22 protein-coding genes are annotated in these 22,117 nt (G+C 29.7%); 9 read left to right on the top strand and 13 right to left on the bottom strand.

Features of this window, described 5'->3' with window-relative positions:
- Window positions 1-29: 29 nt before the first annotated feature.
- On the bottom strand, window positions 30-326 hold the full coding sequence (locus tag WG950_RS06600) for an isoamylase early set domain-containing protein (RefSeq protein WP_340935033.1): 297 nt from the start codon (window positions 324-326) through the stop codon (window positions 30-32).
- A 298-nt stretch (window positions 327-624) separates the two neighbouring features.
- On the opposite strand from WG950_RS06600, the gene WG950_RS06595 reads away from it, so the two are divergent.
- Both WG950_RS06595 and WG950_RS06590 read left to right on the top strand, forming a co-directional pair.
- A complete protein-coding gene (locus WG950_RS06595; RefSeq protein WP_340935032.1) occupies window positions 625-1,053 on the top strand; it encodes a hypothetical protein in 429 nt (142 codons plus the stop codon).
- Window position 1,054: 1 nt separating this feature from the next.
- Window positions 1,055-1,546 carry a dihydrofolate reductase gene (locus WG950_RS06590; protein WP_077811166.1) on the top strand — a complete coding sequence of 164 codons (492 nt, stop codon included), beginning with the start codon at window positions 1,055-1,057 and terminating at the stop codon, window positions 1,544-1,546.
- Here WG950_RS06590 and WG950_RS06585 read toward each other — a convergent pair.
- Window positions 1,539-1,973 (bottom strand): DUF6146 family protein, encoded by a 435-nt coding sequence (locus WG950_RS06585; protein ID WP_340935031.1) that lies wholly within the window; start codon window positions 1,971-1,973, stop codon window positions 1,539-1,541. The genes WG950_RS06590 and WG950_RS06585 overlap by 8 nt on opposite strands.
- A gap of 102 nt (window positions 1,974-2,075) precedes the next feature.
- Here WG950_RS06585 and WG950_RS06580 point away from each other — a divergent pair, with 102 nt between their 5' ends.
- The 3 genes from WG950_RS06580 to WG950_RS06570 are packed head-to-tail and all read left to right on the top strand — an operon-like array spanning window position 2,076 to window position 4,705.
- Entirely contained in the window at window positions 2,076-3,392 is a 1,317-nt protein-coding gene (locus WG950_RS06580; RefSeq protein WP_340935030.1) for a M24 family metallopeptidase, read from the top strand.
- The gene (locus tag WG950_RS06575) at window positions 3,393-3,953 is read left to right on the top strand and encodes a DNA-3-methyladenine glycosylase I (protein WP_340935028.1); all 561 of its coding nucleotides are present in this window, start codon (window positions 3,393-3,395) and stop codon (window positions 3,951-3,953) included.
- Window positions 3,950-4,705 (top strand): hypothetical protein, encoded by a 756-nt coding sequence (locus tag WG950_RS06570; protein WP_340935027.1) that lies wholly within the window; start codon window positions 3,950-3,952, stop codon window positions 4,703-4,705. The genes WG950_RS06575 and WG950_RS06570 overlap by 4 nt, the downstream gene beginning before the upstream one ends.
- Window position 4,706: 1 nt before the next feature.
- Here WG950_RS06570 and WG950_RS06565 read toward each other — a convergent pair whose 3' ends face one another.
- Window positions 4,707-4,913, bottom strand: a complete 207-nt coding sequence (locus WG950_RS06565; protein ID WP_077811171.1) for a hypothetical protein — start codon at window positions 4,911-4,913, stop codon at window positions 4,707-4,709.
- A gap of 135 nt (window positions 4,914-5,048) precedes the next feature.
- On the opposite strand from WG950_RS06565, the gene WG950_RS06560 reads away from it, so the two are divergent.
- A complete protein-coding gene (locus WG950_RS06560; protein ID WP_340935025.1) occupies window positions 5,049-5,435 on the top strand; it encodes a nucleoside triphosphate pyrophosphohydrolase family protein in 387 nt (128 codons plus the stop codon).
- A 3-nt stretch (window positions 5,436-5,438) separates the two neighbouring features.
- Here the strand turns inward: WG950_RS06560 and WG950_RS06555 are convergent, their stop codons facing one another.
- From WG950_RS06555 to WG950_RS06540, 4 genes are all read right to left on the bottom strand, one after another.
- Window positions 5,439-5,900: a DMP19 family protein gene (locus WG950_RS06555; protein WP_340935024.1), complete on the bottom strand. Its 462-nt coding sequence runs from the start codon at window positions 5,898-5,900 to the stop codon at window positions 5,439-5,441.
- 3 nt (window positions 5,901-5,903) lie between these two features.
- Window positions 5,904-6,965 (bottom strand): VOC family protein, encoded by a 1,062-nt coding sequence (locus tag WG950_RS06550; RefSeq protein ID WP_340935021.1) that lies wholly within the window; start codon window positions 6,963-6,965, stop codon window positions 5,904-5,906.
- Between the two features lie 211 nt (window positions 6,966-7,176).
- Window positions 7,177-8,994: a Xaa-Pro dipeptidyl-peptidase gene (locus WG950_RS06545; protein WP_340935019.1), complete on the bottom strand. Its 1,818-nt coding sequence runs from the start codon at window positions 8,992-8,994 to the stop codon at window positions 7,177-7,179.
- A gap of 10 nt (window positions 8,995-9,004) precedes the next feature.
- Window positions 9,005-10,918 carry a CocE/NonD family hydrolase gene (locus tag WG950_RS06540; protein WP_340935017.1) on the bottom strand — a complete coding sequence of 638 codons (1,914 nt, stop codon included), beginning with the start codon at window positions 10,916-10,918 and terminating at the stop codon, window positions 9,005-9,007.
- A gap of 183 nt (window positions 10,919-11,101) precedes the next feature.
- Between WG950_RS06540 and WG950_RS06535 the strand changes: the two genes are divergently transcribed.
- From WG950_RS06535 to WG950_RS06525, 3 genes are all read left to right on the top strand, one after another.
- Entirely contained in the window at window positions 11,102-11,461 is a 360-nt protein-coding gene (locus WG950_RS06535; protein WP_340935015.1) for a dihydroorotase, read from the top strand.
- Between the two features lie 94 nt (window positions 11,462-11,555).
- On the top strand, window positions 11,556-12,284 hold the full coding sequence (locus WG950_RS06530) for a DJ-1/PfpI family protein (protein ID WP_340935012.1): 729 nt from the start codon (window positions 11,556-11,558) through the stop codon (window positions 12,282-12,284).
- Between the two features lie 129 nt (window positions 12,285-12,413).
- Window positions 12,414-14,378, top strand: a complete 1,965-nt coding sequence (locus WG950_RS06525; protein ID WP_079738194.1) for a YgiQ family radical SAM protein — start codon at window positions 12,414-12,416, stop codon at window positions 14,376-14,378.
- A 44-nt stretch (window positions 14,379-14,422) separates the two neighbouring features.
- Here the strand turns inward: WG950_RS06525 and WG950_RS06520 are convergent, their stop codons facing one another.
- The 6 genes from WG950_RS06520 to WG950_RS06495 all read right to left on the bottom strand — a co-directional run bounded on the left by WG950_RS06520 (window position 14,423) and on the right by WG950_RS06495 (window position 22,000).
- The gene (locus WG950_RS06520; protein ID WP_340935009.1) at window positions 14,423-15,244 is read right to left on the bottom strand and encodes a class I SAM-dependent methyltransferase; all 822 of its coding nucleotides are present in this window, start codon (window positions 15,242-15,244) and stop codon (window positions 14,423-14,425) included.
- 79 nt (window positions 15,245-15,323) lie between these two features.
- Entirely contained in the window at window positions 15,324-16,211 is an 888-nt protein-coding gene (locus WG950_RS06515) for a dienelactone hydrolase family protein (RefSeq protein ID WP_340935006.1), read from the bottom strand.
- Between the two features lie 82 nt (window positions 16,212-16,293).
- Window positions 16,294-16,857, bottom strand: a complete 564-nt coding sequence (locus WG950_RS06510) for a PAS domain-containing protein (RefSeq protein WP_340935004.1) — start codon at window positions 16,855-16,857, stop codon at window positions 16,294-16,296.
- A 68-nt stretch (window positions 16,858-16,925) separates the two neighbouring features.
- The gene (locus tag WG950_RS06505) at window positions 16,926-17,465 is read right to left on the bottom strand and encodes a sigma-70 family RNA polymerase sigma factor (RefSeq protein WP_340935002.1); all 540 of its coding nucleotides are present in this window, start codon (window positions 17,463-17,465) and stop codon (window positions 16,926-16,928) included.
- 453 nt (window positions 17,466-17,918) lie between these two features.
- On the bottom strand, window positions 17,919-18,530 hold the full coding sequence (locus WG950_RS06500) for a TonB-dependent receptor plug domain-containing protein (RefSeq protein ID WP_340935000.1): 612 nt from the start codon (window positions 18,528-18,530) through the stop codon (window positions 17,919-17,921).
- Between the two features lie 38 nt (window positions 18,531-18,568).
- Window positions 18,569-22,000 carry a methylmalonyl-CoA mutase family protein gene (locus WG950_RS06495; RefSeq protein WP_340934999.1) on the bottom strand — a complete coding sequence of 1,144 codons (3,432 nt, stop codon included), beginning with the start codon at window positions 21,998-22,000 and terminating at the stop codon, window positions 18,569-18,571.
- Window positions 22,001-22,117 lie beyond the last annotated feature (117 nt).

Raw genomic sequence — 22,117 nt, 5'->3', positions numbered from 1 at the left:
CTCTCAATTAATTGAGAGTCTTTTTTATTTTATACAGTTAATACGCTGTTTTCTGCACCTGCATAATCGTTCCAAGAAAAACTATCTGCTTCTGCATCATTAGTGTAAACGCCGTCTATTACATATCTAAATTCGTAAGAATTATTAGCTTCTAAATCTACAGTTGTTTTAAAAGTACCGTTCTTTAATTTCTTTAAAGGAGTAGAAGCAGCATTCCATTCGTTAAAACTTCCTACTACAGCTACATTACTAGCTTCTTTTGGTGAAATAGAGAAAGTTACTTTGCAAACAGGTTTGCTTTTTAAAAATTGTTTTTTAATTGCCATAGTATTTTGTATTTAAAAATTGTCTCAAATTTTTAAGTAAAAGTATACAAGTATTAGAACATAACAAGCCTAAAATTAGTGTTTTAATAAAGAATTATCACTTTTGTAATTCTGATATAATTATATTATAAAATCTATAAAATGATTCTTTTAATTTAGTATTTATACAATAGTTTTTAATCTTTTTATCACTTGAAAATCAGTAGTTTCTAACGAAATCGATTTAAATTTTTTCTTGTATAATTGTAAAAAGGCATAAAAAAGTGTAACTAAGTAAAGTTTCTCTTATTTTTGTATAATGAAAAAGATATTTATAATAATTGCATTAATAGTTACCTGTTACAGTAATGCTCAAGAAACTAAGAGTTATAAATTAATTCAAGTAGATGAGTATCCATTATTTAAAGGAACAAAGGCTTTGTATTCAAAAAATAGAGCAAAGTTCAATTCCTTTTTACAAAAAAAGTTCCTATCTAAAGTAGATTATAAAATTTTAGGACTTGTAATAACTGATTATAAATTTTATGTTGAAATTCATATTGATCTAAATAAGAATGTAAAAGTTATAAATACAAGTGAGAAAGATAAAGATTTACATAAGGAAATCGTACGAGTGGTAGAAGAGTTTAAAGTTAAAAAAGCAGCAAAGCTAAATGGCAAAAGTGTGGCAGTAACATTTATTCTACCTTTTAAGATAAATAGTAAAATTAATAATTTATTCAATTAATATGATTACAGTTATAGCTGCTATTGCACAAAATTACGCTTTAGGTAAAGACAACGATTTAATTTGGCATTTACCTGCAGATTTAAAAAGATTTAAAAAAGTTACAACTGGTCATTATATATTAATGGGTAGAAATACTTTTGAATCTATTGGTAAGCCTTTGCCAAATAGAACCACAATTATTATTACAAGAAATAAAAATTACTTTAAAGATGGTTGCTTAATTGCTAATAGTTTAGAAGAAGCTATTGAAATGGCGAAAGAAGAAGAAAAGATTTTTATAATTGGTGGTGCACAAATTTACAAAGAAACAATTGCTAAAAATTTAGCAGATCGACTAGATATTACATTGGTTCATAAATCTTTTGAAGCGGATGTATTTTTTCCGGAAATAGACCCAAAAATTTGGAAAGAAGATTCAAGGGAAGATTTTACAGCGGATGAAAAAAATAAATTAGATTACAGTTTTGTTTCTTATACAAAAGTTAATTAATTCTTCCGGTTCTAAAACCGCCTACCAAACTCATTTTATATTTTCTTTGAGCAAATAAAAAATAATTAAAAAGTTTGTAGTTAACTTCATAGCCATAATCTGTGTTAGAATTATAATCTATTATGTTTTCATAAACTCCTTGATTATAATTTGTTGGATTCTGAGCGCGCTGATTCCAGGTAAGTACCCAAGCTTTATTTCTAGCTTCTAGATAATTTTGGTCATAAAACCCTTCTGGTTTTGCAACACTAGCAAGGTAAGATGAAAAACCCGGATCAATAATAATTATTTCGTATTCTAAACTATCATTTGCAATTACAACAGGTTCTTCTTTAGTGTTATTATTTGAGTTGCTTAATGTAGATGCACAAGAAAAAAGTACAATACAAGATAAAATTAGAAAAGAAATATATTTTAAGATTTTCATAATCAGAGATTTTAATGTTAGTAAAGTTGCAAAAAATAATCTAAAATAGATTGATTTTTAATTGATTTAACATTAATTTTATCCATTAACCAACCTTTAATTATGAAATATTTAATTCTACTTTTTGTCTTTACTTTTCAATTTTCTCAAGCTCAGATTTTATCAGAAAGAGAAAGAGCAATATTAAAAGATAATTTATTAGAAGACCGATTTACTAATTTATTGCCACAATTAATGGATGCTGCAGACATAGATATGTGGCTGTTAATTTCTAGAGAATACAACGAAGATCCTGTTTTAAAAACCATGTTACCCGCTACTTGGTTAAATGCGCGAAGAAGAACTATTATTGTTTTTTATAGAGATAAAGCTAAAAATACGTTAGAAAGATTAGCTGTTGCAAGATATGATATTGGTAAAAATATAAAATCTGCTTGGGATAAAGAAAAAGAGCCAGATCAATGGAAAGCTTTATCGGAAATTATAAAGAATAGAAATCCGAATAAAATAGGAGTTAATATTTCTAAATATTTTGCTTTGGCAGATGGTTTGGTTAAAACAGATTATGATGAGTTATTAGAAAATCTACCAAAATCGTATGTTAATAAAGTGGTTTCTGCAGAAAAACTTGCCATTGGTTGGATTGAAACAAGAACTGCCAAAGAAATGAAATTGTACAAAGAGCTAGTACAAATTACACACAATATTATTGCAGATACTTTTTCATCAAAAAAAATCATTCCAGGTAAAACTACTACAGAAGATTTGGTGTGGTGTCTACGTCAAAAAGTAACCGATTTAGGTTTAGAAACATGGTTTCATCCTACTATAGATATCCAAAGAAATAACGAAGTTTTAAAATCGCACATAGAGTCTTTTTCTAAAGGAAAAGAGAAGAAAATTATTTTAAAAGGCGATTTATTACATTGCGATTTCGGAATTACCTATATTGGTCTAAATACAGATTGCCAGCAGCACGCATATGTTTTAAAGGATAACGAGAATTCTGTGCCAACATTTTTAGTAGATGCCTTTAAAAAAGGAAATCGAGTACAAGATATTTTAACTTCTAACATGAAAGTTGGTAAAACAGGAAATCAAATATTAAAAGAATCTTTAATTCAAGGAAGAAAAGAAGGTTTTGTTCCTTCTATATATACGCATCCTTTGGGTATGTTTGGGCATAGTGCTGGTACAACAATTGGTATGTGGGATTCTCAAAACGGAGTGCCAGTAAACGGAGATTATCCTTTACATAAAAATACAGTATATGCCATAGAATTAAATACAACTGTAGCTTTAAAAGAATGGGGCAAAAACATTAGAATTATGTTAGAAGAAGCTGGTTTTTTTGGAAATAATATTTTTGAATATGTAAATTCTAGGCAAACTGAAATTATACCAGTTAAAATTAAGTAGATGAAAAATAGGTGTTTTTGGGTTAGTGATAGTCAATTATATATTGATTATCATGATAACGAATGGGGAAAACCAGTTTTTGATGATGAAACACTCTTTGAATTTTTAGTTTTAGAAACTTTTCAGGCGGGTTTAAGTTGGATAACAATTTTAAATAAAAGAGAAAACTTTAGAAAAGCATTTGATAATTTTGATTATCAAAAAATTTCTAAATATTCAGAAAAAAAATATGAATCTTTGCTTCAAGATGCTGGTATTATCAGAAACAAATTAAAAATAAGAAGTGCAATTACAAATGCGCAATTGTTTATTGATATACAGAAAGAGTTTGGTTCATTTTCTAAGTTTATTTGGTCATATGTAGATCATAAACCAATTTTAAATAAATTTCATAAAAGAGAAGACGTGCCAGCAACTACTAAATTATCTGATATTATTTCTAAAGATTTAAAAAAACGCGGATTCAAATTTGTTGGTTCTACCGTGGTTTATGCTTATATGCAAGCTGTCGGTATGGTTAACGATCACACAACAAACTGTTTTAAATATCCAACAGAATGAAAATTTTAAAAGTACCAGCTAAAGACTTAAAAGCTATATTTTATACATTTAGTAGAAGAATAGGCATATTTGTAATATTTGTGTTTTTTCTATTTTTTGATAGTTTATATTTTGCAGAAAACGTTACAAACTCTCAATTACCCATTAATATTTTAATGTTAATTGGCTTTGTAGTAATGTATTTTAGAGCGAATAAAAGAACCCAAGAGTTAATGATTTATGCGGTAATTTTAGGCTTTGGAGGCGAGTATCTTTTTTCGAGACTTTTAAATATGTACACATATAGATTAGAAAATGTGCCTTTATATGTACCATTTGGTCATGCAGCATTATATGGTAGAATTTTTATGTTTAGCAAAGCACCAATAGTTAGAAAATACCACGAGGTAGTAGAAGGACTGTTTGCTTTAATAATTGTTTTATTGGCAACAGTTTATGTAGTTTTCTTTAACGATGTGTTTGGTTTTGTAATGACTATTGTAGTTTTCTTGCTACTGTGGACTCGTCCAAAAGAAAAATTATTCTTTTTTTCGATGTACATTTTGGTGGCGATTTTAGAAATAGGAGGTACAGCGTTTGGTTGCTGGAAATGGCCAAGTACGGCCTTTGGTGTTTTCGATTTTTTACCTAGTAATAATCCGCCAAGTGGTATTAGCTTGTTCTATTTTTTATTAGATATTGGTTGTTTCTTTATCTATACTCAACGCAATAAAATAGCTTGGAAAAGATTAAAGAATATAGAAAAGATATAAATTAACTACCTGCCAATAATCGTATAGTTACAAATATAATGATAACCAAACTACCATAAATTAGTACTTTTTTACCAGCGTTTTTGTAATATCTTTCATGACTTTTAATATCTTTTCTGTAGCTATAAACCATTAAAGCTATAAATGATAGAATAAAGAAAATCATAAAAATAATTCTACCGGTTGTAAAATAAGCGCTTAAAAACATAGGTTATAATTTTTTGTAAAATTGAATAATTATTATTTTTTCTTATCTAAGATTTTTCGATACCTTGTAAAGATGTAACAAACATTATAAGTTGCAAAATTACGAATTTATAAACTTCTAATAATTAAAATATATATGAAAGATAAAATTAATTCTGTACACGATTTTCATACAGCATTTGGTGCAGGAATAAAAAATGAACCAACTGCAAATATTACAGAAAGTAGAAATTTGCTTCGTTATAATTTAATGAAAGAAGAAAATGAAGAATATTTAGAGGCTGCCAATAATAACGATTTGGTAGAGGTTGCTGATGCTCTAGGTGATATGCTATATATTTTGTGTGGCACAATCATAGAACACGGTATGCAAGATAAAATTACCGAAGTTTTTAACGAAATTCATAGGAGTAATATGAGTAAGTTAGGCGAAGACGGAAAACCAATTTACCGAGAAGATGGTAAAGTTTTAAAAGGACCTGATTATTTTAAACCAAATATTAAAGAAATATTAGATAGATAAAACTCAATCGAAATTTGATATATTTTTTTCAACATAAGCTAAAGTCAACTTTACAATATCGTCTTCATATTTATAAAATCGATGATCTAATTCATCCCAAAGATCGATATTAGATTCCTTTTGCATTAAGATGCGTTGTCTTATTGTTTGATCTTTTGGAACTGGAATTTGCGGAAATAACATAATCGCTTCAGATAGAATATCTATTGTCTTTTCTGCATTTATAGCTAAGTACGCATGAAAAATCTCATGTGCAAATTCACCTGCTGAACTAAAAAAAAACTGAATAAATCCGCCATTTGTAACATTATCTTCTAAAATATCTATATAAATAAACGTTTTTTCAAATTCGTTTAAATTTTCAAAATTATTTTTTTCAGGTATTTTTTTACCAATAATTTCTCCAATTCTTTTAATTTTTTCAGAATCATCATTTAATAAAAGTGCAATTTCTGTTGATGTCATAAATTATATTTTCACACGTTTTAATGCCATAGCTTTAATCATCCAATTGGGTAAAGGTTTTTTAGGGTTTCTATTTTTTAGATTGATATGAATGCCTAAATTTTTAATTAGCGGTACTTTATTTGTTTCGATAAATTCGATAAGCGTACCATCATTATCTTCAATATATCCCCAATGCCCATTTGCATCACCCATATTAAAAGAAGGTTGACTAATCACCTGAAAAGGAACTTCTTTTTGTTTACATTCTTCTTTTAATACCTTTAAAATTTTAACGTCAAAGCATAAGTGAATATAGCCTAAATCTCCCCAATATCTATTTTTAAATATTTTTGTTGGCTCGTTTTCTAAACACTGAATAAGTTCTATTTCACTGGTTCCAAAAAACTTCGAAAAGCCACCAACTCGCTTTTTAGAATGTGTAAGTAAAATGCGTCTAAACCTTTTACTACCATTTTTTAAATTTTCAAGATCATCAAAATTATCAGTTTTATCGAAAATAACTTTATCATAACCCAAAACGTCTTTATAAAGTTTTAGTGAAACATCAATATTAGAAACTCCGATTGCTGCTCCAAAAATACCACCAACATCAATTTTTTTATTTTGATAGAAAGAAGTGTGCTCTTTTATTTTTAAAATATTATCAAAAGGATCTTTTAAAAAGAAACATTTTACGCCGCTTGGATCCTTTTTAATTTCAGAAAGAATATTTTCGTTGCTAATTTTTAAGCGGTTATAGGTTGCTGTAATATTATTTGTTTTAACAAACGGAAACTGAATGCCTAAATCGCCTACTTTAAATTCATTTTCTGGTTTAGATGGTTTTCTATTTGTGTATTGCCAAATTTCGTAACCGCCACCACCTTGCATGTTTAAGCCTAGTAAAGCTCTTTTTTTTCTTGGTTTACCGCCCATATATTTTGCCATATATGTTGCTTCATTACTATCATCAAAAATTAAAGCATCTGCACCAAGTTTTGTTGCGTACCATTTAAAAGCAATGTCTGCATTTTTTACACCAATACCAATTTGCTGAATACCGTAAATTAATTTTTCTTTCATTTTATAGTTAGTTTGCAATTTTTGTAAAACAGAGTTTCAATGTTTTCAGAACAAACCTTTTTTTAAGCTCTACTAAATTACTGAATCTATTCTGAAGTCTCTTTTATAAGTACGTAAATTTTTAGTAAAGAGTTTTCTTCTAATTTTTCTAAGCAAAAAAAAGTCTTGATAAATTAATATCAAGACTTTTAGTATGTGTGTAGAATTGTTTTTATTTTGTTGCTTTATCAAAAGCGTTTTTTCCGCCAACAATTGGTAATGTTATAGAAGTACCATTTAAATCTACAGTTAGTTCTGTGCCAGGTTCTGGTAATAAAGTAAAATTATTATCACTAGAAAAAATCATTAACCCAATTTGTTGTCCTTTTTTGATAATTTGATCATCTGGTTGTAAATCAAAAGTCATTTCATAAAATTTACCTGGTTTTAAAGGAGCACTTTTAGTTAAGGATTTATGATTTTGTAAATCTGCCCAACCACGAGTAATAATATTGTCTGTTATTTTGGCTCTTCTACCTTTGGTCCATGGCAAAGAAACTAACCATACAGATAAGTTTACTGCAGGTTTACTACTTGATGCTTTAATTGTTATAGAAGACAAACCAGAAATATGTAAATCTTCTTTTAGAACCTCAGAAACATAAATTAAACGATGATTTGTGTTCTCTGCTTGCGCTAAACTTTCGCCAGAAAAAGAATAATTATCAACTAAAGTTTCTTTTGTATTAGACGAATTAGTTGTTATTAGTTTCCCAGCTTTTGGAGCACCAGATTCTAAATAAAGAGTTACCGGTTTTGCTGCCGGATTTGGATAATCTCTATACGGAGTTGGCTGCGTTCTTTTATCATTTTCTCTTACAATCCAAGCTCTATCATCTTTTTCTACGTTATTTTGAACACCGTGTAAATAACGCGTAAACCAACGATTCATCATTTTCATTGGCGGTGGACCACCATGACCGTTCTGGTGATAGAATATCTGAGATGGAAGTCCCATTTCTTTTGCTTTTGCATAAATTCTGTAACTATGCTCTGGCATTACGTTCCAATCATTAAAACCATGCGACATTAATAATGCAGCTTTCATTGGTTTCATATCATTTAGATAATCTCTACCAGCCCAAAAATCATTATAATCTCCTGTTTGCCTATCCATTCCGTTGGCCAGTTCAGTATCTCGAATAACCTTATTATTATGTGATCTATTTTCTTCTTTACCACTATGAATGTAATCGTATAAAACATCAATATCTTCACCTAAATATCCGCCAGGAGATCTAACCAAACCGTTAGATCTGTAATAATGATAATAAGAAGTATTTGGTGCAACAGGTATAATTGCTTCTAAGCCTTTAACACCCGTTGTTGCTGCAGCTAACGGAATTGTACCATTGTAAGAAGTACCTGTCATACCAACTTTTCCGGTACTCCAATATGCCTTAACTTCTTTGTTTCCTTCTCTTTCGGTATAACCTTTTGCTCGTCCGTTTAACCAATCTATTACTGCTTTTGGCGCTAAAGATTCATTGTCTCCTCCAACAGTTGGAGATCCATCAGATAAACCAGTTCCTGGTGATGATGAATGCACAACAATATAACCTCTAGGAACCCAAGTTCTAACTTGGGAATTTGAAATTATAGGTCTTTTTCCTCTTCGAACAACTTCTACTCTTGTTCTTTGTTTTTCTTTTGCGCCAATTTCATGTTTAACATCCCAAAATAAACCAGGTGTGTCACTTGCTGTTCCTGCATAATAAGGGCTAGATTCGTAAACAATAGGTAATTTTAAACCTTCTGTTTCTGTTTGTAGAGGTCTTGTAACATCTACATGCATTCTATCTAGTTTTCCGTCACCATCGGTGTCAAAGGTGGTTTCTACCCATAAATCTGTTCGAATCCACTTGCTTGAATCTTTAAAACCTTCAACAATTTGTGCTTCGCCATCTTTAAAAAAAGGTTTCGATTTTTCTTGAGCACTAATGGTAAAAGCAATAAGAAAGATAATTAAAAATTGATGTATTTTTTTCATACGTTATTATTTATTTTAAAACAGAAAATTCTATTGAAGAATCTGTAAATACAGTGTGTGTTTGAGTTTTAAAATCTTTTTCATCTGCTTTGTAAATGTTATCTACATAGGTCTGCGGATTTAAATCGATTAGAGGAAACCATGTACTCTGCACTTGTATTTGTAGTTTGTGTCCTTTTTTAAATGTGTGAAAAACGTCTTGTAGTTTAATATTTACAGCTGTTTTTTTATTTGGAGTAAAAGGTTCTGGTTTTTCAAAACTATTTCTAAATCTTCCTCTTAAAACTTCACTTCTAACCATTAAATGGTAGTTGCTCATTTTTAAGTGGTTTTGAAGTTTTTTATTGTCTTCTTTCACATTATCAGGATGTACATCTATAACTTTTACAACCCAATCTGCTGCAGAACCTGTAGTAGCTACTTTTAATTTTGCTAAGATGTCTCCTGCTAATGTAAAATCTTCAGTTAAAACATCTGTTTCAAATACTAAAACATCTGGTCTTCTAGCGGCAAAACGTTGGTCATCTGTCATGTACTTTCTTGGTGTAAAAACCGTTTTAATGTCTTCAGAATAAGGTACAGGATGTTTAATATCACTAATAAACTTAACAGCTTTCGTCGATTTTTTTGATGCAGTTAATTCTTGGTTTTCAGATAAAAACCAGTTTTCTTTTACAATGTTTTTTGGTGGCCAAGTATCATAAGATTTCCATTCTTTTCTACCAGAATCAAAAACATAAGCTTCTGGTAAACCAGAGTTTTTATCTCCACTTCCTTTTAAGAAATGATTAAAAAATTTAGTTTCAATTTCTTTTTGAAATTTTAAAGAAATAGAGTCGCCAAAATAATAATTACCAACATAATTCTCTACGCCAGTTCTAGACCATTTACCGTGATCCCAAGGGCCGAAAACCAACGTGTTGTAATTGTCTTTACCGTGTTTTTCTATAGCTTTGTAAGTTTCTAAAGGTCCGTATAAATCTTCTGCATCAAACTCACCAGCAACAACCATTGTTGCAACTGTAGATGGAACTCTGTTTAAATGCTGAATGATTCCTTTACTTTTCCAGTTTTCATCATAATTAGGATGCTCTACGATTTCCTTCCAGAAAAAATCATCAATTCTATCTTTATTTTCAGCAGAAGTTACATCTAATTTGTCATATTGAAAATACTCATTTAAATTCTTTAAAGGTCCTTTGTCTAAGAAAAATTGATATTGATCTTTAGATTCCATTTTAGGAAAAGAGTACCAAGCAGAATCTGTTGGTGTGTCTTTGTAAGTTCCGAATAAAGAAATTGCTCTAAAATAACTTAATAAAAAAGCTCCGTTATGATGAAAATCATCAAAGAAAAAATCACCAATACTTGCTTGCGGTGAAGCTGCTTTTAATGCCGGGTGTGCATCTATAGAAGAAACAGTAGCGTAATGTCCAGGATATGAAATTCCCCAAGTACCAACGTTTCCGTTATTATTCTCAACATTTTTAACCAACCAATCGATAGTATCGTAAGTATCAGAAACTTCATCAGATTGGTTTGCTTCTTTATTAGGGATGTAGGCGCGCATGTTATCATAAACACCTTCACTCATCCATCTACCACGAACATCTTGGTAAACCACAATGTTGCCTTCTTTCATTAGATGAACGTTTGGGCCAATTTTAGATTTCATTTTACCTTCTCCGTATGGCGTAGAACTATACGGAGTTCTTTGCATTAGAATAGGATATTTTTTAGAAGTATCTTTTGGAGAATAAATTGTGGTATGCAATTTAGTACCATCTCGCATTTCGATATCAACCTCTTTTTTTGTGTAATTATCTGCAACGTAAGAATCTTTTTTCTTTTCTTCTTCTGTTGTTTTTTCACAAGAAGTGATGATAAAAATGCTAAATAATAATAAGATAAATTTTGTTTTCATAATGATGATTGGTTTGTGGTTATAAAACTACAAAAACTTAACTTAAATTGCTCCAGTAAAGCATAGAAGAGGCTTAGTTAAAATCATAATTATTTCTTAAAATTGATTGTGTCTTCTAGTTATACATGGTTTTTTAGACTTTATCTTTTATTTTTGTATAGATAAATTTAAAAACTATAAATTATGAAAACTTCAATTTTTACACTTGTGATGTGTTGTTTTTTGTCATTTTCTAATTTTGCTCAATCTAAAAGTGACGCTATTAAAGTAGGTGATGTTTTTACAGTAGGCAAAGTTGAAATGAATAATTATAAGCACATTAAATTTCCTAGAAATAACTTTATTATTAAAAGAGGTGGTATTGCAACTTATAAAAATGTTGTAAATAAAGAAGTGAAAGTTACTTCTTTAGAAGAAAAAAAAGATGGTAGTTTAGAAGCTGTAATTGAACTAACATCTGGACGTTATTTTTTTAAAAGCCACAAATACATTAAAGTAGATTTAAATAAAGCATTAAATTCTAAAGAATTAATTGCAAGTTAATTTTGCTTTTATAAACTAAATTAAAATTAAAAAACTTTCTTCCTAGAAAGTTTTTTTTATGCTTTATATTGTGATTTCTTAAAATTCTATACTTATGAAAAATATATTTTTATTGTTTTTGTGTTTTTTTAGCTTGAGTTGCTCAAATAAAAAAGTAGAACAAGTAGACATAAAAGAAAAACCATTACCAACATTAGTAGACGGAAGATATAATGTTGCATTTCTTATTATGGATGGTACATTTAATACAGAACTAACAGCACCATTTGATATTTTTCAGCATACTATTTTTAGAAAAAATATAAAAGCTATGAATGTTTTTACGGTAGCAAATACAAATGAAGCTGTTACAACATTTGAAGGAATGAGGATTTTACCAGATTATAATTATCTAAAAGATAAGTTACCTAAAATAGATATTTTAGTTGTTCCGTCTGCAGAACATCATTTAGATACAGATTTAGATGATACAAAAATGATAGATTTTTTAAAACAAGTTGCTGAAGATGCAAGTTTTATTACTTCACATTGCGACGGTGCTTTTGTGTTAGCCAAAGCAGGGTTGTTAAAAGATAAAATTTCGACAACTTTCCCTAGTGATATAGATAAAATGAGAGAAACGTTTCCAGATTTAGACATTAGAAAAGAAGTTTTATTTGTGCATGACGGTAACGTAATTACCTCTGCTGGTGGCGCAAAATCTTTTGAAGCGGCTTTGTATTTATGCGAGTATTTGTACGGAAAGGAAATAGCAAAATCGTTAGCAGGTGGTTTAGTTATAGATTGGAATTTAGAAAATGTACCACATTTAATTGTAGATTAAGCAATAATTTTGCGTAATAAATTCCTATTTACTTGCGCATTTCTTGTAGAGCTTGTTTTTCATCAAAAAATAGAAAAATTCCTTTTAAGTCTAAGTAGTTGACAGATTTTCTCCTTATTTTTGCAAACTATGCAAGAAACAAAGAAACATCAACTAACAGATTGGTTACCAACTACAAACAAAGAAGTTAAAATTCGAGGTTGGGAAGAATTAGACGTGATTCTATTTAGCGGAGATGCTTATGTAGATCATCCGTCTTTTGGGCCTGCTGTAATTGGTAGAATTTTAGAAAGTTATGGTTTGCGTGTGGCAATTGTACCACAACCAAGTGTAAACGATAACTTACAAGATTTTGAAAAATTAGGTAAACCTCGTTTATTCTTTGCCGCTACTGGTGGTTGTATGGATCCGATGGTTTCTAATTATACAGCAAGTAAAAAAAGACGAGATAAAGATGCATATACACCTAACGGAGATAAAGGTTTTAGACCTGATTATGCAACCTCTGTATATTCTAAAATTTTAAAAGAAAAGTTTCCTGATGTACCTGTTTTAATTGGAGGAATTGAAGCATCGTTAAGACGTGTAACTCATTATGATTATTGGTCGGATAAGTTACTGCCTTCTATTTTAGAAACTTCTAAAGCAGATATGTTGGTTTACGGAATGGGAGAACAACCCTTGCGTGAAATTGTAGAGTTGTTGCAAAAAGGTGTGCCTTTTTCTAGCTTAAAAAACATCAAACAAACTGCGGTTTTAATCAATCAAAAAGAAGAAAAAATACCTGTAGTTAATGGTTGGGAAGATGTTACAATTAATTCTCATGAAGCATGTTTAAAAGATAAAAAAACATTTGCTTCTAATTTTAAAGTGATAGAACAAGAATCTAACAAGTTAAAAGCTAGAAGAATTCTACAAGGAATAGGAGAGAATACCTTGGTAATTAATCCGCCTTACCCAACAATGACAGAAAAGGAAATTGATGGGTCTTTCGATTTACCTTACACTCGTTTACCGCATCCAAAATATAACAAACGTGGACCAATACCTGCGTTTGAAATGATTAAATTCTCAATAAATATACATAGAGGATGTTTTGGTGGATGTAGCTTTTGTACAATTTCTGCGCATCAAGGTAAATTTATTGCAAGTAGAAGTCAAGAATCTGTCTTAAAGGAGGTTGATAAAGTTGCAAATATGCCAGATTTTAAAGGATATTTATCTGATATTGGTGGTCCGTCTGCAAATATGTATCAAATGAAAGGTAAAGTACAATCTATTTGCGATAAGTGTGTTGCACCAAGTTGTATTTCGCCAGTAATTTGTTCTAATTTAGATACTTCTCACAAACCTTTAACAGAATTATATCAAGCTGTAGATAAACATCCGAAGATAAAAAAATCTTTTATTGGTAGTGGAATTAGACATGACATGTTGGTGCCAGAATTCAATAAAAATGCAGATGCAAAAGAATTAGATGCGTATACAGAAGAAGTAATGACAAAACATGTTTCTGGGCGTTTAAAAGTTGCGCCAGAACATACATCTGATCCTGTTTTAAAATTGATGCGTAAACCCTCGTTTAAATATTTTCATTTATTTAAAGAGCGTTTTGACAAAATAAATATCAAGAGAAGATTAAACCTACAATTGATACCTTATTTTATTTCAAGTCATCCGGCAAGTGAAGTAGAAGATATGGCAAATTTAGCTGCAGAAACCAAAGATATGGGGTTTCAGTTAGAGCAAGTTCAGGGGTTTACACCAACGCCTATGACTGTTGCAACCGTAATTTATTATTCAGGTTATCATCCATATACATTAAAACCAACCAAAACTCCTAAAACAAAAAAGGAAAGAGAAGATCAGCATAAATTTTTCTTTTGGTACAAAAAAGAAAATAAAGATTGGATTCGAAATACGTTAAGTAAAGTTGGTAGGCCAGATTTATTAAAAGTATTATTACCCGAAACAAATTCGTGGCAAAAGAATAAAAAAGCAAAACCTGCTAAAAATACTTTTGATGATGCTGTTCCTTTTAATAGAAGAAAGAAAAAAGTTAGTAGAAGTTCTTCTAAAAAAAGAAGACGATAAATTAATAAAAAGTGATAACCATTAAATTTACTATGATTTAATGGTTATTTTTTTACAGCAATCATCATGTGCGGACTAAATGGAAGTAAATACTCGTCATTCTGAGTTAATTTCTGTAAAGATTTTAAAGTTTTAGATTTCTTTTTATCTAACATATTTGCAAAGTATTCATTGTCTAACCAAATCATACCTTCGACAGCATAAAGATTTATAAAAGAAAGGTTTTGCTCTAAAAACTCTGTTTTTAAAGTTGCAGGTTTATGATAATAGGAATCAGCTAATAAAAAAGGAAAATCTTTAGGCGCATTATGCACACCAGAAGTTAATTCTTTTTTACACATATCAAAAAATGAATTTGCATGTATCATTCCGTTCATTAGCCCAACAACAGTAGATGCAGTTGCGTTTATTGCGAAACCTAAAATAATTCCGCCTTTTTTAAGAACTCTTTTTGCTTCTAGTATTGCTGCAATTCTATCTTCTCTTTTTTGTAGATGATATAAAGGGCCATGTAATATCACTAAATCTGCTGAGTTGTCTTTGAAAGGAAGTTCTTTTGCTTCGCCAATAGTTACAGAAAAAGGTTTTTTTAATTTTTTTGCTCTTTTTTCTGCAAGCTTTATATGTTTTAAAACAGGTTCTATTAAATGCACTGTATGATTTTGTTTCGCTAACCATTCAGAATATTTGCCAGTTCCACCACCAACATCTACAACAGTAATTTTATCTTTTAAAATATGAAGTTGTATTAATTCTTTAATACGTTCAAATTCAAAAATTCCCATACCTTTTTCTAGGCGAGTTTCTTCGGAAGCTTTGTTGTAAAAATCTTCTAATTCTTTACTAATTAATTGCTGTTTCTTCAAGTTGTACTTTTAAAAAAGTTAAAAGTAAATAATTTAAAACAATTAAGTATAAAACCGTAAAAGTGATTGTAAATAAATATTATCTAACGTGTGTTTTTAAGAAAGCTATAGTTCTTTCCCAAGATAAATCTGCAGCAGCTTCATCAAATCTTGGTGTTGTATTGTTATGAAAACCATGATTAACTTCTGGGTAAAAATGTGCAGTATATGTTATTTTATTTTCTTTCAATACTTTTTCAAATGTAGGCCAACCTTCGTTTACCCTTTTGTCTAAACCAGCATATTGTAAAAGTAAAGGAGCTTTTATTTTAACTGCATCTTTTGCTTCTGGTTGTCTACCGTAATAAGGTACAGCAGCAGATAATTCTGGTAATCTTACCGCCATCATATTAGAAATCCATCCGCCAAAACAAAAACCTACAACACCAACTTTACCGTTGCAATCTTTATGATTTTTTAAATAATTGTAACCAGCAATAAAGTCTTCTAGCATTTCTATTCGATCTCTTTTCTTCTGCATTGCTCTACCTTCATCATCACTTCCTGGGTAACCTCCTAAAGGGGCTAATGCATCTGGAGCTAATGTTATAAAACCATCTAAAGCTGCTCTTCTACCAACATCTTTTATATACGGATTTAAACCTCTATTTTCATGAACTACTATTAAGCCAGGTAGTTTTCTAATATTTTTTGCACGTTTAGAAAGTAATCCATTCATTTTTTTACCTCCTTTTGGAGATTCGTAATGTATTGTTTCTGATTTTAATCTTGGATCGTCTGGTCGAACCGTAATGGCATCAATATAATTAGGAGAAATAAAACTTAACAAAGAAGGTAAGGTAATTGCACCAACAGCAAATAAAGAAAGTTTTTGTAAAAATTCTTTTCTGTCCATTTTATTGTGCGCATAATCGTCATATAAATCAAAAACTTCTTGACTTATATCTTCTTTTTTTAAATTTTGCATGTTGCTTTTATTTAGGATTCTAATTTAAATCTAAAGTACTTAAAAATGAAGTAAAATATTATATTTAACGTTTAAGTTTAAGTTAAACTGCCTTTTCGAGAGCTATATAATGCGTTGTGTTTTCTATTGATAAAGGGAAGATTTTAATTTCGCATTTATATGCAGTTTTGTCTTTCTTATAATTTAAAACTGTTTCTTCAAAAGGCTTGTTTGCTATTAATTTTTTTCTAATTCTAGCTCTTGTCTCTTCACAAGTATTGTCTCCTTGAAGAAAAGTTGGTGTTTTGTTAATAGCGTACTTTTTACTGAAACCTGTCATTTTTTTAAAGCCATCATTCACCCAAATAATTTCCTGAGCTTTATTCGTAAGCACAATTGTTTCGAAATCTTGATTTTTAAAAATAGCATCTACATCATTACACCAATTAAACTTATTTGCAAAGTCTTTTATTGTATTGATATCGTTTTTTCTGTTGATTTTTTTTATTTCATCAGTAAAATAATCTATGTAAAAGTCAAAACTTTTTATTGGGGCTTTAAGAAAATCCGAAGATGAAATTTGACTTTTTAAATACGTATAATCGTGTTCATTTTGTGAAGACATAAACAAATCTAAACACATCATACCAGCCAAATTATTTCTCATAATAAAAAGAGTTTTTTAAATTAAAAAGCTAAGCTATAAAAAAATGCTTAGAATTTGTGTTAAAAAACTTATTTACAGACTTTACAGTCCTTTTTATCTTGAATTTCACCTATTAAATTCCCTTTTTTATCGAATTTAAAGCCACAACAATCAATAAAGCCTTTTGCAATTAGTTTTCTTGCACGTTGAATTTGAGATTTTGTGGTTGATAAACTTTGTTCTAATTTAAAGGCAATATCCTGTTGTTTTAGACCTTTGATATCAGATAAAAATAATGGTTTTCTATATTTTTCTGGCAGACTTTGTATAATTCCTCTAAGGCAATCTTTTTCTGTGTGGTTATTTAGAGTAATGTTCGTTTCAGATTCGAAATTTGCGATTTCAAAAGTTTGATTTGTGGTTTTCCAATAATTTAAAACTGAATTTCTAGCAATGGTAAAACACCAAGATTTTAATTTATTTAAATCTTTTAAAGTATGAAGATTGGTGTGTATTTTTATAAAAGTTTCTTGTAAAATATCATCTGCTATTTCAGAGTTTTTTACTTTACTTAGTATAAAATTTTTTAAATCATCAGAATAAGATGTCCAAACTTCTTTTGTAGTCATTTTTAAATGTAAAAAAATATAAAAAACGAAACAATTTTAAAGTGTTAAGATTGTTTCGTTTTTTGTGAATTAATTTTTAGCAATTACAAGAATTACATGTGCAATTAACGCAAGTGCAGTCTTTACAAGATCCGTTTTTGCAGCCATTACAATCGCATGTACAATTTTTATTTTTCATGATATTTGTTTTAATGTTCATATAATAGACTCAAAAAAGTTTAAAAAGACGCATTAATTTAAAATCTTTTTTATTTAAAATAATAGTATTATTAAAAAAGAGTGGAGATTTGAATTTTAAAGTATAATTGATTGAAGTAAAAAACAGATAAAAACGCTATTAAAAAGATTTAAGTAACGCAGTAAGTTTATAAAAAAAACTCCGCATAATTTATGCGGAGTTTATCAATTATTAAAAGAATGATTTTTTTAGACTTATTAGAACTTAAAAGTAAATTACTTAGTTTTAATAACAATAACACCATTTGCTCCTCTAACACCATAGCTAGATGAATCTGGTCCTTTAAGTATGGTGACTTTTTTTACTTCATTTGGATCTATAGCTGCAAATACACTTTCTGGTACTTCAATATTATTAAGAACGAATAACGGATCCATATTTCCAGAGAAACTATTATAACCTCTTATTCTTATAACATTATCAGCAGAAATACTAACTCCAGAAACTTTTCCTCTTAGATAGTCATAAATAGAATTAAACTGTATTGAGTTTCCTGAGACTTCATTTGCAGCATTTTTTACTATTACTTTTTCATTACCACCTCTTATGTAAATGTTAATTTTCTCTTTTCCGTTGTATGCAATTTTAGTAATTCCAATCTCTGGATGAAATGCACTAATTGTTTTTGGTTTTTTATTTAATCGAGTTTTAAATACTCCATTAAAATTAGTAGTTTTATCTTGCTTTAAATCATCTATTAAAATAATTGCACCAGAAATAGGTTTATTTCTTTGGTTTTTTACTTTGATAGTGATTTTTTGTGATTGAGAATTAATACCAAAACTTAATAATAAAAAGCTTAGTAGAATAGTGAGTTTTTTTTTCATGTAAATAATTTTGAGATTGTTAAGGTAATAAAAAGATATTACATATTTCTTCTATACTGTCCACCAACTTTAAACAGCGCTTCTGTAATTTGTCCTAAAGAACAAACTTTGGTCGCCTCCATTAGTTTATCAAATAAGTTTTCGTTCTGAATTGCTGCTTCTTGTAAAATTTCAATTTGAGCAGCAACTTTTTCAGGATTCGCCTTATTTAATAATTCCTTAGTTTGTATTTGATGTTTTTTCTCTTCTTCTGTTGCTCTAATAACTTCTGCCGGTTGCACTGTTGGTGAACCTTTAGAACTTAAAAACGTGTTAACACCAATAATAGGGAATTCTCCGTTATGCTTAAGTGTTTCATAATACAAACTTTCTTCTTGAATTTTAGAACGTTGGTACATTGTTTCCATAGCTCCTAAAACACCACCACGTTCTGTAATTCTATCAAACTCTAGTAAAACAGCTTCTTCAACAAGATCTGTTAATTCTTCAATAATAAAAGCACCTTGTATTGGGTTTTCGTTTTTAGTTAAACCTAATTCTTTGTTGATGATTAACTGAATCGCCATTGCTCTTCTTACAGATTCTTCTGTAGGTGTTGTAATGGCTTCATCATAGGCATTTGTGTGTAAAGAATTACAGTTGTCGTTTATTGCATATAGAGCTTGTAACGTAGTTCTAATATCATTAAAGTCTATTTCTTGAGCGTGTAAAGATCTACCAGAAGTCTGAATATGATACTTTAACATTTGTGCTCTAGAATTTGCTCCGTATTTATTTTTCATGGCTTTTGCCCAAATTTTACGAGCAACTCTACCAATTACAGAGTATTCAGGATCAATTCCGTTAGAGAAGAAAAAAGATAAGTTTGGTCCGAATTTGTTAATATCCATTCCTCTACTTAAATAATATTCTACATAGGTGAATCCGTTAGATAAAGTTAACGCTAATTGGGTAATTGGGTTTGCGCCAGCTTCTGCAATATGATAGCCAGAAATAGAAACAGAATAAAAATTTCTAACTTGTTTTTCTATAAAGTATTCTTGTACATCACCCATTAAACGTAATGCGAATTCCGTAGAAAAAATACAAGTATTTTGTGCTTGATCTTCTTTTAAAATATCTGCTTGTACAGTTCCTCTAACTTGCGCTAAAGTGTCTTTTTTAATTTGCTGATAAACATCCGAAGGTAAAACCAAATCACCAGTTAAACCTAATAACATTAGTCCTAAACCATTGTTTCCTTCTGGTAAATTACCTTGATAAGTTGGTCTTTCTAATCCTTTATCATCATAAATTTCTTTGAATTTTGCTTCAACATCTGCTTCAAGATTATTTTCTTTGATATATTTTTCGCAGTTCTGATCGATGGCAGCATTCATAAAGAAACCTAGCAACATTGGTGCAGGACCATTAATTGTCATTGAAACTGATGTCATATTATGGCTCAAGTCGAAACCAGAATACAATTTCTTAGCATCATCTAAACAACAAATCGAAACTCCGGCATTACCAATTTTACCATAAATATCTGGTCTTTCACCAGGATCATTACCATATAAGGTAACAGAATCGAAAGCTGTAGACAAACGTTTGGCATCCATTCCTAAACTTACATAATGAAAACGTCTGTTGGTTCTTTCTGGTCCTCCTTCTCCAGCAAACATTCTTGTAGGATCTTCACCCGTTCTTTTAAACGGATACAAACCTGCTGTAAACGGAAATTCTCCAGGAACATTTTCTTGTAAATTCCAACGTAATAAATCACCCCAAGCTTCATATTTAGGTAATGCTACTTTTGGTATTTGCGTATGAGAAAGTGATTCTGAATGTGTTTCTATGTTAATTTCTTTATCACGTACTTTAAACGTATAAATAGGGTTTTTATATTTTTCTACTTTTTCTTGCCAATTTAAAATAATTTCCCAGTTATAAGGATTTAAATTTAGTTTAACCTTTTCAAATTGAGCTACTAATAATTTTACAAAATCAGTATCATCATTGTTTAAATCATTAATTATTGTATCTAAATCGATACCAGCTTTTGTAATTGCTACGGATTTTTCTACAATAGATTCGATAGTTTTGTGAATTCCGTATAACTTTTGCGCAACCTTAACTTGGTCATTAGCAGTTTTGTCGTAAGCTCTGTTATTCTCTGCGATTTCAGATAAATAGCGAACTCTTGCCGGCGGAATTACAAAGATTTTTTCTGACATCTCTTTAGTAATTTCCATTTTAGATTTCAAATCAGCATTTGTTTTTTCTACCAATTTATCCATAATACTTTTATACAAAGTATTCATTCCTGGGTCATTAAATTGAGAAGCAATTGTGCCATAAACAGGTAAGTCATCTTGATGTATATGCCATAAATTATTATTACGCATATATTGTTTTTTTACATCTCTAACAGCATCTAAAGCACCTCTTTTATCAAACTTATTAATTGCAACTAAATCAGCAAAATCTAACATGTCTATTTTCTCTAATTGAGTAGCAGCACCAAATTCTGGCGTCATAACATATAAAGAAGTATCAGAATGTTCTATAATTTCTGTATCAGATTGCCCAATTCCAGAAGTTTCTAAAATAATTAAATCGAATTCAGCAGCTTTTAAAACCTCTACCGCTTCGTTTACATATTTAGATAAAGCTAAGTTAGATTGACGAGTTGCTAAAGAACGCATATAAACTCTAGAGTTATTAATTGCGTTCATTCTTATTCTGTCACCTAAAAGTGCACCACCAGTTTTTCTTTTTGATGGATCAACAGAAATTAAACCAATTGTTTTTTCTGGAAAATCGATTAAAAAACGTCTAACCAATTCATCTACTAAAGAAGATTTTCCTGCTCCACCAGTTCCTGTAATTCCTAAAACCGGAGTTTTAGAATTCTTATTTTTATTATGGATGTCATCTAAAGTGTCCTTTGCAATTTCAGGAAAGTTTTCTGCAGATGAAATAACTCTTGCAATATGTCCGATTTCTTTTTCGGCTAATTTAGATACATCAATATCAAGTTTATCTCCAATTGCAAAATCAGATTGTTGTACCAAGTCATTTATCATTCCTTGCAGACCTAATTCTCTACCGTCATCCGGAGAATAAATTCTTGTAATACCGTAATCCATTAATTCATTTATTTCTTCCGGAAGAATTACACCGCCACCGCCACCAAAAATTTTGATGTGTCCAGCGCCTTTTTCTTTTAATAAATCGTACATGTATTTAAAATACTCGTTGTGACCACCTTGGTAAGAAGTAATTGCAATGGCATTTACATCTTCTTGTATTGCGCAGTTTACAACTTCTTCTACAGATCTATCATGGCCTAAATGAATAACTTCTACGCCAGTAGATTGTATAATTCTTCGCATGATGTTAATAGCAGCATCGTGTCCATCAAAAAGAGCGGCAGCTGTTACTATTCTAACTTTATATGTAGGTTTATATGGTGTAATTTGTTCCATTCGTAATAAATGTTATAATTTGAAGTTGCAATTTACGAAAATCTTAAAAAATTCTACAATTCTTTATGGTTTTATAAATTAAAAATATCTTATTAAGTTGATGTTGCTTAATTTCTT

Origin of the sequence: Polaribacter marinaquae (genome assembly GCF_038019025.1) — a bacterium.
Classification (GTDB): domain Bacteria; phylum Bacteroidota; class Bacteroidia; order Flavobacteriales; family Flavobacteriaceae; genus Polaribacter; species Polaribacter marinaquae.
Note: the sequence above shows the minus strand (reverse complement) of the source record. Positions and strands in the feature narration are given on the sequence as shown.